The organism is Rhizobium sp. BK512, assembly GCF_014194915.1.
GTDB lineage: Bacteria > Pseudomonadota > Alphaproteobacteria > Rhizobiales > Rhizobiaceae > Rhizobium.
In genome coordinates this window covers 41766-62091 of the sequence record NZ_JACIAS010000003.1, presented here as the reverse complement: position 1 = coordinate 62091, position 20326 = coordinate 41766, and the positions used below count along the sequence as shown (strand labels likewise).

Below are 20326 nucleotides of genomic sequence, written 5' to 3'. Positions count from 1 at the left end.
CGTCTGGTCAGGTTTTCTCCGTGATCGTTGCGATGACGGAAAGGCAGTCGCCGGCCTTGATCAGGCCGGGCACATGGCGGGCCGCGAGCACGCCGTCCATGGCGGCGCGGTATTCGATTGGCGCAACGCCTGTCTTCCCGACGGAATACACACGGGCGACGATTTCGTTCCTTTTGACCGGCTCGCCCAGATCAAGGGCAAAGGCGATAAGTCCGTCTTCCTCGGCAAAGGTGAAGCAGTCGGCCGATGGCATATCCAGCCAGCGGGTCGGCCGAGCGTCTGGCGCGCCCGTCAGGATTCCGGCATGGCGCAGGAGATTGATGCTGCCCTTCCGCGCGATCTCGATCGTGCGCGCGCTTGCCGTGCCGGCCCCGCCGAGCTCGGTGGTCACGAAGGTCTTTCCCATTTCCTCGACCGTCGTATCCAGCATGCCGACAGCATCGATCTCCAGCATCCTCATTGAATAGGGGGCAGCGAACGCCGCCACCGCTTCAAAACAACGCGCTTGCTGATCCTTGTCGGGCAGTTCGTGGGCTGCGGCATAGGGCAGGAAGTCGAGCGTCCTGCCGCCGGAATGGAAGTCGAGCACGATGTCGGCGAGCGGGATCAGGTGACGTGTCACGTAATCGGCGATCTTCTCCGTTACCGTGCCATCCGGGCGACCTGGAAAGCTGCGGTTCAGATTTCCGCGATCGATCGGCGAGGTGCGTGTACCGGCCCGGAACGCCGGGTAATTGAGCGCCGGGATTATGATGATGCGTCCGCTGACCTCCGAAGGATCGAGCGATTGCGCCAACTCGAAGAGGGCGGCTGGTCCTTCGTATTCGTCGCCATGATTGGCGCCGGTCAGTAGAGCGGTCGGGCCTTCGCCATTGGCGATGACGCAGACCGGGATCATGATCGAACCCCAGGCGCTGTCATCGCGGCTGTAGGGTAGGCGCAAATGCCCGTGCTGCACGCCGTTCGCGTCGAAATCGACGGAGGGGGCGATTGGCGAGGGACGAGGCGTGCCGGTCAGCATCCCATCAGCCCTTCACGAACAATTGGCGCGGCACGTTCGACAGGCATTCCACGCCTGTTTCGGTGATCGCAATGCTTTCGGTGATTTCGAGCCCCATGTCCTCGAGCCAGAGACCGGTCATGAAATGGAAGGTCATGCCAGGCTTCAGTTCCGTGCGGTCGCCCGGGCGCAGGCTCATGGTGCGTTCGCCCCAGTCCGGCGGATAGGAGAGACCGATCGGATAGCCGGTGCGGTTGTCCTTGATGATCCCGTATTTCTTCAGAACGGCGAAGAAGGCGTTGGCAATGTCCTCGCAGCTATTGCCCGGCCTTGCTGCGGACAGGCCCGCTTCCATGCCTTCGAGCGTCGCCTTTTCCGCGTCGAGAAAGGCTTGGGTCGGCTTGCCGAGAAACACGGTGCGCGAAAGCGGGCAGTGGTAGCGTTTGTAGGCGCCGGCGATCTCGAAGAACGTCCCTTCGCCCGAGCGCATCGGCTTGTCATCCCAGGTCAGGTGTGGCGCGGAAGCGTCCGCACCCGATGGCAGCAGCGGCACGATCGCCGGATAGTCACCGCCGAATTCGTGCGTCCCGCGAATGCCTGCGTCATAGATTTCGGCGACGAGATCGCATTTGCGCATGCCGGGCTCGACGACCTCGACAATGCGCTTGTGCATCAGCTCGACGATCTTGCCCGCCTTGCGCATGTAGTCGAGCTCGGTCGAGCTCTTGACCGCGCGCTGCCAGTTGACGAGACCCGCCGCATCCTTGAAGCGGGCATTGGGCAGATGCTTTTGCAGAGACGCGAAGGCGGCGGCCGAGAAGTAGTAGTTGTCCATCTCGACGCCGACAGTCAGGCTCGACCATTTCCGCTCATCGATGATCTGCGCCAGGAGATCCATCGGGTGGCGCTCGGTCGACTGGACGTAGTGATCCGGGTAGCCGATGATATTGTCATGGTTCAGATAGGCGGTGCGCTTGGCGCCATTGGCATCCTGCTTGCGACCGTACCAGATCGGCTCGCCGCTCGGCGGCACCAGAACGCATTGATGCACATAGAAGGACCAGCCATCATAGCCGGTGAGCCAGTGCATGTTGGACGGATCGGTGACGATCAGGAGATCGATCCCCGCCTTTTCCATCGCCTGACGGGTCTTCGACAAGCGCGCGGCATATTCCTCGCGCGTAAAATTCAGCGTCACGCTCACGCTGCATCTCCCATTTTGATGTCGTTTTCGATCGTCCGGCCGCTTCCTGCGTCTCTTGCGCGGACAAGTGCCAGATTGGCGATGGCAGTGTCCTGCACGCCTGTGCCTGTGAGGTCTGCGAAGGTGATTTCGTCTGCGCTCGACCGACCGACCGCCGTGCCGGCGATCACGGTTCCGAGTTCGGCAAACTGCTGGTCCAGCGTCACTGCGCCGGCCTTGATGGCATGGTGCAGTTCGCCGAGAATGCGGGTCTGCGAGAGCCGATCTGCAACGTAAGCGGCGCGAGCAAAGACGGCGGGGTCGATCTCGTTCTTGTGCTCTGCGTCCGACCCCATTGCTGTCAGATGCTGACCGGGTTCAAGCCATTCGGCCATCAGGATCGGCTTTTCTGCCGGTGTCGTCGTGACAACGATATCCGCGCCTCGGATGGCTTCACGCGGATCGGCAATGGCGGCGACTTCGATTGCGTGGTCGCGCGCCAAATCGGAAGCGAGCGTATTGGCCTTTGCGCGGTCGCGTGCCCAGATCCGGGCCGATTTGATCGGCCGCACAAGCATGAGAGCTTCAAGCTGCAGTCGCGCCTGCATGCCTGCACCGAAGATCGTGGCAACGTGGGCGCCTTCACGCGACAGATGGCGTGCGGCGACCGCACCGGCCGCTGCCGTGCGCACATCCGTCAGATAGCCATTGTCGAGAAGAAGGGCTTCGACCAGCCCGGTCTTCGCGCTCAACAGGATCATCAGTCCGTTGAGGCTTGGCAGGCCGATCTTGGGATTATCGAAGAATCCGGGGCTGACCTTAATGGCGAAACCGTCGAAACCCGGCACATAGGCCGTCTTGACGTCCACCTCGCCACGAAACTCCGGAATGTCGAGGCGCAGGATCGGCGGCATGGCAACGGCTTTGGTCGCGAGCGCAGCGAAGGCCTGTTCGACACAATCGACCGCGGAGACATCGAGCTTGACGACAGCGCGAAGGTCTTTTTCCATCAGAATGCTGATGCGGCTCATGTGGCAGCCTCCGCGAGGATTCTCTGGTGCAGGGCCGGATCAATGTTGCCGCCCGAGATGATGAGAGCGGCAGGGCCGGAAACTGCGATCTTGTTTGCGAGTATGGCGGCAATACCGACCGCGCCGGCACCCTCGACGGTCATGTCCTCCTGTCTCGCCGCATGTCGGATCCCCTCGGCGATCTCGTCTTCAGTGAGAAGGACGATATCGTCGAGCAGATCGCGGCAAAGCGTGAAGGTCACATGGTTTGAAAGACCGATGCCGCCGCCCAGCGAATCCGCCAGCGTTTCCTCCTCTCGGATCGCGACAGGCTTGCCGGCGGCGATCGCCGCATGCATAGCCGCGCCACGCTCCATCGATATACCGATGACGCGAGCTTGCGGCTTCAAGGCCTTGATGGCAACGGCAACGCCGCCAGCAAGACCACCGCCGGAAAGAGGCACGAGCACGGTTGCGAAATCGGGAAGGTCCTCGACAATTTCGAGGCCGATCGTGCCTTGACCGGCAACGACGTCCGCATCGTCGAAGGGCGGGATCGGCGTGAGGCCACGGCTCTCGGTCAGGCGCTCGGCTTCCACCTGAGCATCGTCCTGAGATATGCCGATGATGCGGATCTCGGCGCCCAGCGCGCGGATCGCTTCGACTTTGTTGACGGGAACGAGCGATGACATGCAGATGGTGGCGGGAACGCCGAGTTCGCGTGCGGCATAGGCGACGGCGCGACCGTGATTGCCTGTCGAGGCAGTGACGAGACCACGCTTGCGTGCCGCGTCATCCAGCGAGAGGATCGCGTTCATCGCGCCGCGCAGCTTGAATGCGCCGATCGGTTGGCGCGTCTCGAGCTTGAGATGGACGGGCTGACCGGTGCGCTCAGACAGAGAACCGGAGTAAATGAGCGGTGTGCGCGTCACTCGGCCGAAGATGCGGGCGGCAGCCCGCTTGATGTCCGCCAGCGTGACTGGCAGCACCTTTTCTTCTGCTGATCTGGACAGGAATTCGCTCTTCATGATTGTCATGTTGAGAGCGAAGTAAAATCATGTCAATTATTATATTGTAATGATTCAATGATTGTCTTAGGCGGGCTCTATCCGATGGCGCCGATGTCATAGACCGGTGGCAATTGCTCGAAGGCCTGCCGTACGATCGTCAGGGCCCTGGCCAGGCTTGCATGGTTCATGCGTCCGCCCAAACAGATGCGAATGCCGCCGCCATGGCCGGGGCCTGCAATGAAGGGTTCGGACGGCGTGACCGCGACATTCTGGTTGGTCAGTGAACGGACCAGCCCGTCCTCGGTCCAGTACGGCGGAACCTTGAGCCAGGCGCAGAGCGAGAGCGGATGACTGGAGGCGATATGGTCTCCGAGGATTTCACTGGCGATAGCTTGGCGCGCTCGCGCTTCGTCACGCTGGATTTCGACCAACCGCTGAGCCGTGCCGTTCTCGACCCAGCGCGTGGCGATTTCGCCGGTCAGATAGGTGCCGCTCCAGCTCGACACACGCAGGATCGAGGCGGCGCGAATGGAATAGGCGGGTGGAACAACGAGATAGCCAACGCGCAACCCCGTCAGCACCGCTTTGGTGAAGCTCGTGACGAAGAAGCCGAGGTCGGGCAGCATCTCAGTGATCGACGGCAGGTCTTCCTCGATCAATGGGCGATAGACCTCATCTTCGATGACGAAGACGCCATATCGCGCCGCAATCGCGGCTATCTCGCTCCTGCGGGCCGCGCCCGTGACATGACCTGTCGGATTGTTGAGAGTCGGGACCAGCACCAGGGCTCGGACACCGCCTGCAGCACAAACGGCCTCCAACGCATCGGGCAAAATGCCTTCACTATCTGTCGGCAAACCCTTCAGGCTGAAGCCAAGGACGTTCGAAAGCCCGATGATGCCATGATCGGTGAGATTCTCACACAAGACGACGTCTCCGGAGCGGACAATGCAGCTTAAGGCGAGAAAAATGGCATGGGCAGCACCATTGGTGACGAGGATGCGCTCTACCCCGGCAGTGACGCCGAGCATGCGCAACCAGGCGCGCGCCGTTTCTCGGTGGCGATCAAGGCCTGCGACGGGGCGGCACGGGCGCATGAAGCTTGCATTGTCGCCATCGGCGAGCTCACGAAGAATCTCGCGCGATGCGGTCTCATGTGTATCGAGATAGACGCCGCGGATAATGGAAAGATCGAGCACCTCGTTGGCGCTATGATCAAGCATCATGCGCCCGGCCCGGTCCGTAACCCGTGTCTTCACGAAAGTGCCGCGACCGATCTCACCGCTCAGATAGCCGAGCCGTTCAGCCTCCTTGTAGGACAGGCTGACGGTCTGGACGGAAAGGCCAAGTTCACGCGCCAGATCGCGATGCGTCGGCATGCGATCCATTGGCTTGAGCACGCCGGCATCGATATCGGCGATGATGCGCTCGGTGAGGACTGCATGCTTCGTCTCGCCTTTTTGCTTGGCGAGACTTGGTCGCCAGACCACCGGCTTCGTCGCCGTTGTCGGAGAAGTGTTCAGCGGATTGGCTTGACGTCGCATGAAATTGTCTCGTTTTGAGGACGATCATTTCATGACATTATGCACGCTTCTTCTGAAAAGATGAAGCGCTATGCATGTCGAGCCGTGATTGCTTCAGAAATAATCACGATCATCTCGACTTTGCTCGCAAATCGGCAGTTGCGGGCGAGAGTTTCTCGCCCGCCGGCCATGCTTCCATCAGATCTTCTCGCCAGCCTTGATCAATTCGTCCATCACGGAACGGACGGCGGATTCAGCAATGGCGACGATTTCGTCGACTTCTTCCTTCGTCGTGACGAGCGGCGGGGCAAAACCCAGGATATCGCCATGCGGCATGGCACGGGCAATCAGCCCCCGACTGCGCGCCGCCTTCGAGATCCGTGCACCGACAGTCATGCCGGGCGCAAAGCGTGTCTTCCTTTCCCGATCGGCCACGAATTCGATGGCGCCCATCAGGCCGACGCCTCGCACTTCACCAACGATCGGGAGCTGAGCAAACTTGGCCTTGAGCTGCTCCTGGAAATAGCTGCCGACGGTGCGGGCATTCCCCGGCAGATCCTCCTTCTCGACGATGTCGAGAACGGCGTTCGCCGCTGCGGCGCCGATCGGGTGACCTGAATAAGTGTAGCCATGCGAGAAAGAGCCGACGCGATCAGCCCCTTCTTCCATCACCTTGTAGACCTTTTCGCCGACGATTGCGCCCGACAGCGGAAAATAGGCGGAGGTGAGACCCTTGGCGACGGTGATCAGGTCGGGTTCGATGCCGTAATGCTGCGATCCGAACATCGAGCCGGTGCGTCCGAAACCGGTAATGACTTCGTCGGCGATGAGCAGGATGTCGTATTTCTTGAGGATCTTCTGTACCTCCTCCCAATAGCCCTGTGGCGGCGGCGTGATGCCGCCGGTGCCGAGCACGGGTTCGGCGATGAAGGCACCGATCGTGTCCGGGTCTTCACGCAGGATCAGGGCTTCGAGCTCGTCAGCGCGGCGTTTGGAAAACTCGCGTTCCGTTTCGCCGGCTTCGGCGCCCCAATAGAAATGCGGTGCACCGGTGTGGATAATGCCCGCACGCGGCAGGTCCATATGGTCATGGTAGAAACTCATGCCGGTCATGGAGCCGGAGACGACGCTGCAACCATGATAGCCCCGTTCGCGGGAGATGATCTTCTTCTTGTTCGGCTTGCCGCGCAGGTTGCTGTAATACCAGACGAGCTTGGCTTGCGTTTCGTTGGCGTCGGAGCCTGACATGCCGTAGAAAATCTTGCTCATCTTGCCGGGCGCCATTTTCACCAGCCGATCGGAAAGGATCGCGAGCTCATCCGTCGTGTGGGCGGCATAGGTGTGGTAGTAGGCGAGGCGATAGGCTTGGCGCGAAATGGCCTCGGCGACCTCGGTACGGCCATAGCCGATATTGACGCAGTAGAGACCGGCGAAGCCGTCGATCAGCTGCTTGCCGTGCGCATCCTGAATACGGATGCCTTTGCCGGTTTCGACGATCGTCGGATCGCCCATCTTGCCGCTGGCGAAATCCTTGAGCTGCGTGAAAGGGTGCAGGACCGAATTACGGTCCATCTCGGCGATCTGATTGGGATTGACGGTCATGGCGCGGATCCTTTCATGCAGCGAGGTTGCCGAAGCAGACATATTTTGCTTCGAGATATTCCAGGAGGCCGTGGCGCGAACCTTCGCGACCAAGGCCCGATTGTTTCCAGCCGCCGAATGGTATCGGGGCGCCGGTGAATTTCGGTGTGTTGACGGCGATCATGCCGTATTCGAGCCGGTCGGTCAGACGCATCGCGCGGCTGAGATCGTTGGTGTAGACGTAGGCAGCCAGCCCCATTTCCGTGGCATTGGCACGTGCGAGCACTTCCTGCTCGTCATCGAAGGGCAGTATCGCTGCCACCGGGCCGAAGGTCTCATCGCGGGCAATCAGCATCTCGTCAGTGACATCGGCGAGCACGGTCGGTGTCACGAAATTGCCGCCAAGCGGGCTGTCCTGTCCGCCGCAGACGAGACGCGCACCGGCCGAAAGCGCCTGCGCGATCTGCTGGCGGCATTTTTCGGCAACCGAAGCGCGCGTCATCGGCCCGATATCGGTGCCGGCTGCAAGGCCATGACCGACGTTGAGCTCCATGGTCGCCCTGGCGAAGGTTTCGACGAAACGATCATAGTGCCCACGCTGGACGTAAATCCTGTTGGCGGCGAGGCAATCCTGTCCCGACGTCGCGAATTTTGCGCCCACACAGCCCCTAACAGCCTTGGAAAGCTCGGCGTCGTCGAACAGGATGAAAGGTGCGTGGCCGCCAAGTTCCAGCGAGGCCTTCTTCACGGTCGCCGCCGATTGCGTCAGCAGGATCCGCCCGACTTCCGTCGAGCCGGTGAAGGAAAAGGCACGCACATCCGTGTGTTCGAGCAGGCGGCGCGCAAGCGGGGCCGCCTCCCCGGTGAGAACCTGGAATACGCCGGCGGGCATCCCGGCCTCCTCAGCAAGCTTTGCCAGAGCAAGAGCAGACAAAGGTGTTTCCGGGGCGGGCTTGACGATCATCGTGCAGCCGGCTGCGAGCGCGGCACCCGCCTTGCGGGTAATCATCGCAGAGGGAAAATTCCACGGCGTGATCGCAACCGTCACGCCAAGCGGCTGCATCTGCACTGAAAGGCGGCTGCCCGGCAGGTGGCTCGGTATCGTTTCGCCATAGGCACGCTCGCCTTCAGCCGCGAACCAGTCGAGAAAGTTTGCGGCATAGGAAATCTCGCCAAGCGATTCTGCCAGCGGCTTTCCCTGTTCAGCGGTCATGATGACTGCAAGGTCCTGCGCGTTGTCGCGCATCAACTTGCTCCAGGAACGCAGGATCTGGCCCCGTTCGACTGGAAGCCTGTCACGCCAATCGAGAAAGGCATTTTTCGCGGCGTCGACGGCGGCATCGGCATCTTCGAGCGAGCAGGCCGCGACATCGGCGAGGTGCTCACCGGTTGCCGGATCGATGACGCTGAGCGTCTCTCGCCGGTGTGCCCAGTTGCCGTCGAGAAACGCGCGGCGCTCGATCAGATCGGGTCGTTGCAGGTTTTTCAGCGCAGTGCTGGCGATACCCTTCATGCGGAGCTCCAGGTGGGTTTACAAGGAGACTAGCCGTGCATCATGATCGAGAGGCTGCATTGAATTGACGTTCTGTGCAGGAATTGGGCTTAATTTGCACACTTAACGCAGGATTTCTGCATGACCACTCTCGATAGGGCCGATCGCGCACTGCTTGACGCCGTCCAGAAGAACAACCGCCTAACCTCGGAAGAACTGGCACAGATCGTCAATCTCTCGCCAACTGCCTGTCAGCGACGACTGAAGCGGCTGCGTGAGGAAGGAGTGATCGAGGCAGACGTGTCCATCGTCTCGCCCAAGGCTACCGGGCGCGGCATCACCATGATTGTTCTTGTCTCTCTGGAGCGCGAACGGGCAGACATCGTCGATCGCTTCAAGGCGGCGATCCGCGCCACCAAGGAAGTGATGATCGGCTACTACGTGACGGGTGATGCCGATTTCATCCTGGTGATTACCGCGAAGGACATGGAGGACTACGAAGCCTTCACACGCAGGTTCTTCTATGAGAACCACGATATTAAGGGTTTCAAGACCATGGTGGTGATGGATCGGGTGAAAGCTGGTTTTTCATTTCCGATAGAAGATTGACTGTCGGCTGTCGCGCCTTCGAACGTATTTTACAACAGCCTTATCGTTCCAAGCCTGCCGATTTGCGGCATCCTCCACCGGTGCCGAGAAGGTGCCGTCCGCCTGAAGGTGACGGCTCTCGACGTTGCAAGACGTGCCCTCATCGTCTCCACCAGATTTCCATTGCTTCAGTTCGTTGCGGTCGAGCCCGAAATAGGCAAGCGTTTTGACCGGCGCGGAAAGTTCGCGCTTTCAGCGTTGCTTTCGCGGAATGCGCGCACCGCCAATGACACGGTTCGCCATACCCGAGGCAGACTTAGGATTGCGCCTGGATTGAACGCAGCTCCGGCAAGGGCGGTATGCGATTGGAATTATACTCCACCCATGAGAGTAATAGCCATAAATGGCTACATAGACAGGAAATTAAATTGCGAATACAAATTAAGCAATTACTGGGTACAGGGTGCATAACATGAGTCCAATCTCAGTAGCGTTGGTCGACGACCATCCGCTAATGCTGGCAGGATTGACGGAGATCCTTAGGAAGCAGCCGGCGTTTGCTGTCGCGGCGACCGGGTCGAGCGCTGAGGAGGCATTGGAGATTGGCCTGCGCCTGGCGCCCGACGTTTTTATCGTCGATCTGATAATGCCGGGAAACATGTTCGACACAATCTCGAAACTTGTCGAAAAAATACGAACAAAGATCCTGGTCTTCACAGCCATGACGGGCAGCGATTACGCTGTGCGAGCACTCAATGCCGGCGCTAGCGGCTATGTGCTCAAAGGCAGTAGCGCCAAGGAGCTCATCCAGGCCATCGCAACCGTCCACCGAGGCGATATGTTCATCACTCCCGCCTTTGCCTGCAAGGTCATAGAAGAGCTCAAGATAGCCTCGCTGCGAAAAGTGACGGGTACGGAAGTGAAGCTCAGCATCCGCGAGGGCCAGATCATCCGCATGCTGTTGCGGGGATTCACGAACCGTCAGATCGCAGCCGACCTGCAGATCGGCGAGAAGACCGTGAAAAACTACATGACGATACTCATGCAGAAGCTGAACGCGCGAAATCGGCTGGAAGTCCTACTCGCCGCTCAAAAGCTTGAGAGTGGAACAGACACCATTCAGCGCCACTAGATACTGTTGCCTTCCATCGGCACGACGACCTCAAGCTCGGTTCCCGAGCGCGGGCCGTGGCGAATCTGAACACGGCCGCCGAAGGCCTCAACGCGATTGCGGATGCCCTGCAGGCCGAGCGGTCTGTGGTTCCCTCTCGGGGTGCTCTTTCCAAAGCCCGGGCCGCCGTCTGCAATGACGACAGTGATGGCCGACAGGTCTGCCGAAGCAGAGACCCGCTGGTCACGGCCGCCGCCATGCCGAAATGCGTTGCTGAGCCCCTCTTGGACCACCCGATAGAGACAGATCTTCAAAGGATGCGCGACACGCTCGGGCAACTCGTCGCACTCCGATGTAACTTTCGAACCGGTTGCATATTCGTGCCGGTCGATCGCCATGCGCAGGGCCGCCTTCAGCGGCAAATGTTCTATCTCCGGCAAGACCAGCCCTGTCGACAGTTCACGCAACTCTGTAAGCACCTGGCTTGCGATACGTGAGGGAGCAAGATCGGCCTCTTGCACCCCGGATGCGTTCTCGACGGTCGCGGGGGTCGATGAAACCGGTGCCTCTGTATTTTCTCCAAGCTTGAGGATCAGCAGGCTGAGCAGCTGAACAGGACCATCGTGAAGATCCGCACCAATGCGGTTGAGAAGCTGCTCGTTGGACTTAGAGGCATCCATGCGCGCCCGATCGGCGGCCTTGCGAAGCTCGGTGTTCTGCTTGGCCAGCGTCTGAGCCTCGGCCAGTTGTGATTTCAGCGTCATCCTTTGATTGGCAATGATATTGCTCGCGCGTCGAACGATGAGGAACAGCAACGCCATGATGGCCAATGTTGTTGCGCCGACGATTGCCCAGGTCTGGCGTTGGACCCGGGCTCGCTGGACGACGAATTCGGCGGCGTCCTCGTAGAGTTCTCCTACGGCAATGATGTCGCGCGTGCCGGAACGATAGATCGGCGCGTAGATTTCGATTAACGGTCGGCCGGTGGTCGCCTCTCCTTCCTCACCGTCGTTATGGCCGTCTTCAAGCTGGGCGACGACCTGGCCCGAAAAAGCCAGGTCGATATCCGACGACGGGAAAGTTTTCCCGATGAGAGACTTGTCGGTGCTGTAGATCACTGCCCCATCACTGCGCCAGATCCTGAAGCCTTCGACACGGCGCGCGAGATCGGTGCCGATCAACAGATCGTCGAGTTCCTTGCGGCGGGCTTCGGCCACCTGGGGGTCGCTCGACGTGCCCTCGATGTGACGAGCAAGAAAGCCCTCCATGTAAAGGGCGCCGGATTCGGCCCGACTTCTCAGCTGATTTGCCGCAATCTGGCCGTTCAGCCACTCTCCCAGGATTGCCATCGAACTGCAGATGACGAGTCCCGCCACAATCAAAAATTGCTTCGTCAAATCAAGGCTGTGCCAAGTTGCCAGGATCTTGGAACTCAAGCCGCCGCAGATCTTCGTGAACGGGACGAAAGTCACTTTTTCTTCCGGGCCTAACGTCCCGGCCTCCTGAAGACCAAAGTCCGTGAATGTCTGCGGACCTTTGGAACTATCTCTTCGCCTTGCCAAAAGACAATATTTGATCGTCGCAGACAATCCTGAAGATTTTCTATCGGCTTTCGCAAATTCATCTCCGAAACGCCGGTAGAAGATCTGCAGCAGAGCTGCCTCTGTCTGCCATCGCAGGCCGGAAAGAAGCATTGCCGGAACGAACCGTTTCCTGAGCAATCCAAAGGGGGGAGTAAAATGGTCACCTATATTCGATCGGATCTCGATTTCATCTTGAAGCAGATCAAGATTGCGGAAGCCGATGCCGCTTTCCGGCAAGGCACATCGACCGGCGATCCGAACAACGTGGCAAAGCCGCTTTTCGGAGTTGGCGGCTCGATCCCGACCTATAATCTCGCCTGGGGCCTGCGCACTGTCGACGGCACATACAACAATCCGCTGCATCCGGAATGGGGCGCGGCCGACAACGAGTTTCCCGAAAACCTCGGTACGCAGTTCAAGACGGTCATGGTGCCGGGCGGACCGGGAGGCGCCCTGGTTCCCGTGACCTACCAGCCAGGTGTCGACAATGACGGACCCGGCACGGCGGGGCCCAGCGACGTCTTCGACCCCACGGTCCGCACGATCTCCAACCTGATCGTCGATCAGACGCTCGGCAATCCTTCGGCGATCCTGACGGCTCTGCAGCGCGCCGGTATTGTCCCGGCAGCGCAGCAGATGACGGTGACCGCCCAGATCACGGCGGCCTACGAGCCGCTGCGTCCATTGTTCAACGACGTGGGCACGGCCGAGCGGCTAAACGCCGAGGCACAGGCCGCCGCGTCCGCAAGCCCCGGTAATCAGGCCCTGCAGGACGCCGCCGCCGCGACCGCGGCCAATCTGGCGACCGCGCAAGCGGCGCTTGATGCGCAAGATGACGCTTTGATGGCTCTGCTCGAGGCAAACGGCGTCGAACTCGAAGGCGTCAATGTTGTCATCACCAACGCCGCGCCTGACGAGGGCCTGTCGGCGCCGTTCAATTCCTGGTTCACCCTCTTCGGTCAATTCTTCGATCACGGTCTCGACCTCGTCGCCAAGGGCGGCAATGGCACGGTCTTCATCCCGTTGATGCCCGACGATCCGCTCTATGTCGAAGGAAGCGACACCAATTTTATGGTGCTCACACGCGCCACCCTTGCCGGCCCCGGCGCCGACGGCATCATGAATGACGACCCGGCAACGGCCGTCAACGAAGCTGCCGACAATACCGATCGTCCGGTAAACACGACGACCTCATTCGTCGATCAGAATCAGACCTATACGTCCCATCCGTCTCATCAAGTCTTCCTCAGGGCCTATGTATTCAACGCTGCCGGCGACCCGGTCTCGACCGGCAAGCTCATCGAGGGCGGCAATGGCGGCATGGCGACATGGGCGGACCTGAAGGCGCAGGCCGCTTCCATGCTGGGCATCCAGCTTGCCGACGCCAATGTCGGCAACGTTCCGTTGCTCGCCACGGACCCCTATGGCGAATTCATCCGCGGACCGAATGGTTTCCCGCAGATGGTGACCACCACAGGCCTTGTCGAAGGAAATCCTCTGGCCAATGGAGGATTGGGCGTTGCCGTGCCGGCAAATGCGATCCTGACTGGCCACGCCTTCCTTGCCGATATCGCGCATAATGCGGTGCCGGGTGGACTGGCCGACGGCGACATCGAGATCGGACTTGATAACCCGGGCAACGAGCCTGGAGTCTACGACAACGAATTGCTCGATGCGCACTATGTCGCCGGCGATGGCCGAGCCAACGAGAATATCGGCCTGACTGCGGTGCACCACGTGTTCCACTCGGAGCACAACCGGCTGGTGGAACACACAAAGGATGTTGTGTTCACGGATGCCGTTGCCATGCTGGGCGGCGGCGCGTCACAGGCAGAGGCAGTGGCCTTTCTGAACGAATGGCTCATTGACGACGTTGCCGAGGTTCCAGCCACGGCGGCTGGCCTCGTCTGGGACGGCGAACGCCTCTTCCAGGCTGCCAAGTTCGGCACCGAGATGCAGTATCAGCATCTCGTATTCGAAGAATTCGCCCGCAAGATCCAGCCGAACATCAACGTCTTCCTGGTTCCCGACGGCTACGACGTCACCATCGATCCGTCGATCGTCGCCGAATTCGCGCATGTGGTCTATCGTTTCGGCCACTCAATGCTGACGGAATCAATCGACCGTTTCGATCCGAACTTCAACCCAGACCATATCGGCCTGATCGAAGGTTTCCTCAATCCCCTACAGTTCGAGAACAACGGCGGCACGGAAACTGTCGATGCCGATATTTCGGCAGGTGCCATCGTTCGCGGCATGACGCGGCAGGCGGGCAACGAGATCGACGAGTTCGTCACCAGCGCCCTGCGCAACAACCTGCTCGGCCTACCGCTCGATCTTGCCACCATCAACCTGGCCCGCGGCCGTGACACCGGCGTACCGTCGCTGAATGCGGCCCGTACGCAGTTCTACAACGCGACCAATCAGGATGTCTTGCTCAAGCCCTATGAGAGCTGGGTCGATTTCGCCGGCCATCTGAAGCACGAGGCCTCGATCATCAACTTCGTCGCGGCTTATGGCACGCATTCCCTGATCACCGACGAGACGACCCTTGAGGGTAAACGTAACGCCGCACTTACCCTAATCACCGGCGTGTCGGTCGGTGGAATGGAGGTTCCGCTCGATCGGCTCGACTTCCTCAACGCAACCGGGGCCTATGCCGGCGGTTCGCTTGGCGGCCTCAACGATGTCGATCTCTGGATCGGCGGCCTGGCCGAAGCGATCATGCCCTTCGGCGGCATGCTTGGCTCGACCTTCAATTTCGTCTTCGAAATGCAGATGGAAAAGCTGCAGAACGGCGACCGTTTCTACTATCTGCAGCGCCTCGATGGCTTGCATCTCTTCGGCGAGATGGAGAACAACTCCTTCGCCGCGATGATCATGCGCAATACCGATGCGACCCACCTGCCATCCGATGTCTTCTCGACCCCCGGTCTCATTCTCGAGGTCAACCAGACCAGGCAGTTCAACGATCTCGACGGCGACGGTACTCTGGAGAGCACCGATCCGGTTGGCGACGGCATCCTGACGCAGCTTGTCATCCGCAACAATCCGGCAACACCGGGCGCAGACACCAACTACCTGCGCTACACCGGCGGCGACCATGTGGTCATGGGTGGCACTGAAGCCAACGACACCATAATCGCAGGTATCGGTGACGACACGCTGTTCGGCGATGGCGGCAACGACCGGCTCGAAGGTGGCTTCGGCAACGACATCATCAACGGTGGCGACGGCGACGACATCATCGTCGACAGCGGCGGCGACGACAATATCAAGGCCGGCAAGGGCAACGACGTGGTTCACGCCGGCCCCGGTCTCGACCTCGTCATGGGCAATGACGGCCAGGACTTCATCTTCCTCGGCACGGACATGGGCTCGGAAGTCTTTGCCGGCACCGGCAACGACTTCATCTACGGCAACAAGAATGCCGAACGCATCCTCGGCAACGAGGGCAATGACTGGATCGAAACCGGCACATTCGACGGTGCACCCGGGGATAACTTCGACGAAATCTTCTCGCATGACGAGATCGATGGCCACGATGTGTTCCTGGGCGATGGCGGCTTTGACGAGTTCATCGGCGAGGGCGGCGACGATATCTTCGTCGGCAGCGCCGGTCGCGGCAAGATGGTGGGCATGTCCGGTTTTGACTGGGCGACCTACAAGGACAACCCGAACTTCGTGAACGCCGATCTGTCGATCCCGATCGTCTTCGACGAGGCACCAACGCTGCCCCAGAATGCTGCGCTCGACGAATACGAGTCGGTCGAAGGTCTGTCGGGCACGAAATTCGGCGATGTCCTGACCGGCACGAACACGCTCGCAGCAGAGCGGCTCCCCGCAACTCAGGGCGGCACCGAGGGCTATCAGGGCAGTGCGCTGACGGCCGAGGGCATCGCTCTCATCCAGGGCCTCCAGGAAATCCTTGGCGCGGGAGTGACGGAATTCAGCGCCGGCGACATCATCCTTGGTGGCGACGGCAGTGACATCATGAAAGGCCTTGCCGGAGACGACATTATCGACGGCGACAAATGGCTCGACGTCCAGATCGGTGTCTTTGCACCAGGCGACACGCAACATACCGGTCAGCCGATCGCGCTGCACAACAGCATGACGACGCTGGCTGCCGCGATGTTCAACGGTTCGATAAACCCTGGCCAACTGGCGATCGTGCGGACCATCCGGACCGATACGACGGCTGGTGATGTCGATACGGCAGTGTTCCAGGGTGCGAGGGGCGACTATACGTTCGGCGCGACTGCCGATGGGCAGGTCACCGTCACAGACGTTACCGAGCTCAACCTCGATGGCTCCGACCGGCTGCGAAATGTAGAGCGCCTGCAATTTACCGATGGCAGCGTCGGCATAATCGTCGGTACCGAAGGCAACAACGTTCTCAATGGCACAACCGGCGACGACCTGATGCTAGGCCTCGGCGGCAACGACGTCCTCAACGGCGGCGACGGCAACGACATCCTCGTTGGTGGGCCGAGCACGGCAGGCGCCTCAGGCACTTATGCCGATAATTTCGACAACACCGTGCTGAATGGATCGACTGGGACGGCAGTATGGGCGACGTCTTGGGTTGAAACAGGAGACAACGGCAATACGAACAGCGCAGCCGCAGGCCAGATCCGCATTGACGACGGTACCAACGAGTTGCGCCTGCGCGATGATGACAACGATCCGGGCAACGGCACGGCGACGATCACCCGATCCGTCAATCTGTCGGGCGCATCGAGCGCCACCATCAGCTACACCTACAATGAGAGCGGCTTCGACGCGGGAGAAACGGTCACGGTTCTGTTTGCCGCCGATGGCGTCAACTTCAATCAGACGATCCAGACCATAACCGGCGCATCCAACACAGGATCGATAATCAACTTGCCATTGAACGGACCGTTCGGTGCCAATTCGGCAATCAGGTTCGTAGTGGCCGGCACTAATAACAGCGGCGACTTTGTCGGGATCAATAACCTGTCGATCGCCTTCTCCAGCGCCACCGAGACACTGAACGGCGGCGCTGGCAACGACACCTATGTCATCAATCTCGGCGACGGCATCGACGTCATCAACGAAACAGCCGGTACCGACCGCATCACTGTCGGAGGCACCGTGCCGCCGGCACTACCGGCCGCTCTTACCGGGCTCAACATGTTCGAAGTGACCGCCGGCGGCGGCAACGACGACCTGATCATCCAGTTCAACGGCCAGCAGGCAACCGTCACCGATCACTTCGACACCGCCGGCGAAGCGGTGGAGTTCATCAACTTCAACGGCAGTACCTTCGAAGGCTATGTTCTGACCGGCGACTATGCGCTTAGCACGGATGACAACGGCGAGCGGACGGCGGCTGTCGGCATCAACACGGCACTCGCAGGCACGACGGCTAACGATACCCTGACCGGCAATACCGGCTTCGACCTGCTGTTCGGCCATGAGGGCAACGATACGCTCAATGGCGGGCTTGGTGAGGATCTGCTCGTCGGCGGCGCCGGTAACGACACGCTCGACGGCGGCGACGATATCGACACGCTGGTCGGCGGCGCCGGCAACGACACCTATATCGACGATACCGGCGAGGATCTGATCGTCGAGGCCGCGGCTGGCGGTACCGACACGGTCGAGACGACAGCGGCACTCTACACATTGGCCACTTTCGCCAATGTCGAGAACCTGACCTATACGGGTGTCGACGCCGACCAGTTCGTCGGCACCGGCAACGATGGCAATAACGTCATCACCGGTGGCGATCTTGCCGATACGCTGACGGGGCTTGGCGGCAATGACACGCTGAACGGCGGCCTTGGTGCCGACGCCATGCTGGGCGGTGTCGGGGACGACATCTATTCTGTCGACGATGCCGGCGACGTGGTGACGGAACTGGCGGCAGGCGGCACGGACCGGGTCGACTCCAGCGTCGACTACACGCTCGGGGCCGAGGTGGAGAACCTCAATCTCATCGGCGCGGCGGTCACCGGACGCGGCAACACGCTCGCCAACACGATCAACGGCAATGGCGCCGCCAACCAGCTCTTCGGCGGCGGCAACAACGATACGCTCAATGGTGCCGCCGGAGCTGACCTGCTCGACGGCGGCGACGGCAACGACACGCTGAATGGCGGTGACGACAACGACACCATCATCGGCGGTGCCGGCAACGACACGATCGATGTAGGCGGCGGCGTCAACACCATCATCTACAATTCGACCGGCTTCGGAGCCGATGTCATCAACAGCTTCGATGCCACTGGCGGCACGCCGGCAAACCAGGATCGCATCGACCTCAGCGGGCTGGGGATAACGGCGGCGAACTTCGCCAATCGGGTGTTCGAATCCGCCAGCGGCGGCAACACGATCATTACCATCCGGGAGAACGGGCCGGCCTCGACCATCCAGGGCACGATCCAGATCAACGGGGTCAACAATGCCGGTATCGACATCTCCGACTTCACGCTCGCAACTGCCGGAAACGTGATCAACGGCGCCGCAGCCGGCCAGACGCATAATGGTACCGCTGGTGCGGACACGATCAATGCGCTTGGCGGCAACGACACCGTCAATGCCGGAGCCGGCAACGACATCGTCAACGGCGGCACAGGCAACGATACCCTGAACGGCGATGCCGGTGACGATACGTTCAACTGGAACGCCAACAACGCGACAGCGACGTCGCTGGCCAATTCCGACGGGCGCGACATCGTCAATGGCGGCACGGAAGGGCAGGCCGGGGACACTTTCGTGATCACAGGCAACAGCGCGGTCGCAGAAACCTACCGCATCTATACCCGCGCTGCATGGGACGCATTGGCCGGCAACAATGGCGCAAGCCTGAATGCCGCTACAGAGATCGTCATCACGCGGGGCGCCAATACCGATTTTGCCACCTCTGTTATCGCCGAGTTGCGCGAGATCGAAGAGATCCGGATCAACGGTATCGATCCGTCCGGACCCGGCTCTGCCGGAGGCGATACGTTCCAGGTGATCGGCGACTTCTCGGCAACAAGCCTGCGGCTGAACACGATCACAATTGATGGCGGCGCCGGTGATGACACGATCGACATCTCGGCACTCACCTCTGCGCACCGCATCGTGTTCCGCTCGAACGGTGGCAATGACACGATCGTCGGCACCTTGCGACCGCAGGACGTCATCGACCTGCCCGCGGGCACGAGTGCCGATGATTACGAAATCACGACGGATGAAAACGGCGTGACCACAATGACAAGCAGCCAGCACAGCATTCGCTTCACCAGCGAAGGCGGCCTGCCGCAATTCAACGGCGAGGTCGATGCAGAAGAAGAGGTGCCGACGCCGGAAACGCCGACACCACCCGTTCCCGAAGCAGCAACGGGAACCACGATCGTCGGCACTGTCGCCGCCGATGTGCTTGTCGGCACGGCAAGTGGGGAAATGATCGTAGCATTCGCCGGCAATGATGTGGCGACCGGCGGCGCCGGCAGCGACATCATGCGGGGCGATGACGGTGACGACCTCCTCAGTGGGGAGGCAGGCAACGACATGGTCTTCGGCGGCGCCGGAAATGACGACCTTATGGGCGGCGGTGGAAACGACATGCTCTATGGTGATGCGGGATCCGACCGCATCTTCAGCGACGAGGGCGCCGACATGGTCTCCGGCGGTGCCGGCAACGACACGGCCCATGGCGGCGACGGCGACGATACGTTCATCGCCGAGGCAAGCGACGGCGACGACATTTATTATGGCGATGCCGGCAGCGACACACTGGACATGGCAGCGATAACCGCCAACCTGACGGTCGATCTCGGAAGCGGCTTCAAGGGCAGAGGAAGTGCATCGAGCAGCCAATCCGGCAACGACACGCTCTGGAGCGTAGAGAACGTCGTCACGGGCTCAGGCAACGACACGATCACCGCCAATGCTTCCGTCAACATCATGGATGGCGGGGCCGGAAACGACAGGTTCGTGTTCCAGTCCGAAAAGGATGCCGATGGCGATACAATCATCGGCTTCCAGCCTGGAGACAAGATCGACCTCAGCGCCACGGACGCCAACAACGGTGTCTCCGGAAATCAGACGTTCACACTGGTCGCCGGATCCACGCTCAGCGGCGCTGCGCAACTCATCGTCACCCACGAGACCCGTGACGATGGCGATTACACCGTCGTCCAGGCAAGCGTTGACGGCGACAGCAGTGCCGAACTCCGCCTCAGCGTAAAGGGGAACCACAACCTCACCACTTCGGACTTCAATCTGTAAT

11 protein-coding genes are annotated in these 20326 nt (G+C 60.5%); 3 read left to right on the top strand and 8 right to left on the bottom strand.

Going from position 1 to position 20326, the window contains the following annotated elements:
* Window positions 1–7: 7 nt before the first annotated feature.
* The 7 genes from doeB to FHX06_RS11180 all read right to left on the bottom strand — a co-directional run bounded on the left by doeB (window position 8) and on the right by FHX06_RS11180 (window position 8820).
* The gene (gene doeB, locus FHX06_RS11210; RefSeq protein WP_113211071.1) at window positions 8–1021 is read right to left on the bottom strand and encodes a N(2)-acetyl-L-2,4-diaminobutanoate deacetylase DoeB; all 1014 of its coding nucleotides are present in this window, start codon (window positions 1019–1021) and stop codon (window positions 8–10) included.
* A 4-nt stretch (window positions 1022–1025) separates the two neighbouring features.
* On the bottom strand, window positions 1026–2204 hold the full coding sequence (gene doeA / locus FHX06_RS11205; RefSeq protein ID WP_113202306.1) for an ectoine hydrolase DoeA: 1179 nt from the start codon (window positions 2202–2204) through the stop codon (window positions 1026–1028).
* A complete protein-coding gene (eutC, locus tag FHX06_RS11200; RefSeq protein ID WP_113211072.1) occupies window positions 2201–3214 on the bottom strand; it encodes an ectoine utilization protein EutC in 1014 nt (337 codons plus the stop codon). Before eutC ends, doeA begins: the two co-directional genes overlap by 4 nt.
* Window positions 3211–4230, bottom strand: a complete 1020-nt coding sequence (gene eutB / locus FHX06_RS11195; protein ID WP_162738496.1) for a hydroxyectoine utilization dehydratase EutB — start codon at window positions 4228–4230, stop codon at window positions 3211–3213. The genes eutC and eutB overlap by 4 nt, the downstream gene beginning before the upstream one ends.
* Before the next feature lie 68 nt (window positions 4231–4298).
* On the bottom strand, window positions 4299–5747 hold the full coding sequence (locus FHX06_RS11190; RefSeq protein WP_113211073.1) for a PLP-dependent aminotransferase family protein: 1449 nt from the start codon (window positions 5745–5747) through the stop codon (window positions 4299–4301).
* Window positions 5748–5924: 177 nt separating this feature from the next.
* Window positions 5925–7328 carry an aspartate aminotransferase family protein gene (locus FHX06_RS11185; RefSeq protein WP_183879911.1) on the bottom strand — a complete coding sequence of 468 codons (1404 nt, stop codon included), beginning with the start codon at window positions 7326–7328 and terminating at the stop codon, window positions 5925–5927.
* A gap of 13 nt (window positions 7329–7341) precedes the next feature.
* Entirely contained in the window at window positions 7342–8820 is a 1479-nt protein-coding gene (locus FHX06_RS11180) for an NAD-dependent succinate-semialdehyde dehydrogenase (RefSeq protein WP_183851187.1), read from the bottom strand.
* A gap of 120 nt (window positions 8821–8940) precedes the next feature.
* On the opposite strand from FHX06_RS11180, the gene FHX06_RS11175 reads away from it, so the two are divergent.
* Together FHX06_RS11175 and FHX06_RS11170 are read left to right on the top strand one after the other, a co-directional pair.
* The gene (locus FHX06_RS11175; protein WP_113211075.1) at window positions 8941–9408 is read left to right on the top strand and encodes an Lrp/AsnC family transcriptional regulator; all 468 of its coding nucleotides are present in this window, start codon (window positions 8941–8943) and stop codon (window positions 9406–9408) included.
* 451 nt (window positions 9409–9859) lie between these two features.
* A complete protein-coding gene (locus tag FHX06_RS11170; RefSeq protein WP_112542104.1) occupies window positions 9860–10519 on the top strand; it encodes a response regulator in 660 nt (219 codons plus the stop codon).
* Here the strand turns inward: FHX06_RS11170 and FHX06_RS11165 are convergent.
* A complete protein-coding gene (locus FHX06_RS11165; RefSeq protein WP_162738497.1) occupies window positions 10516–12318 on the bottom strand; it encodes a sensor histidine kinase in 1803 nt (600 codons plus the stop codon). The genes FHX06_RS11170 and FHX06_RS11165 overlap by 4 nt on opposite strands.
* On the opposite strand from FHX06_RS11165, the gene FHX06_RS36025 reads away from it, so the two are divergent.
* Window positions 12238–20325, top strand: a complete 8088-nt coding sequence (locus tag FHX06_RS36025; RefSeq protein ID WP_183879295.1) for a peroxidase family protein — start codon at window positions 12238–12240, stop codon at window positions 20323–20325. The two genes, FHX06_RS11165 and FHX06_RS36025, sit on opposite strands and share 81 nt — an antisense overlap.
* The last annotated feature ends 1 nt before the right edge of the window (window position 20326 follow it).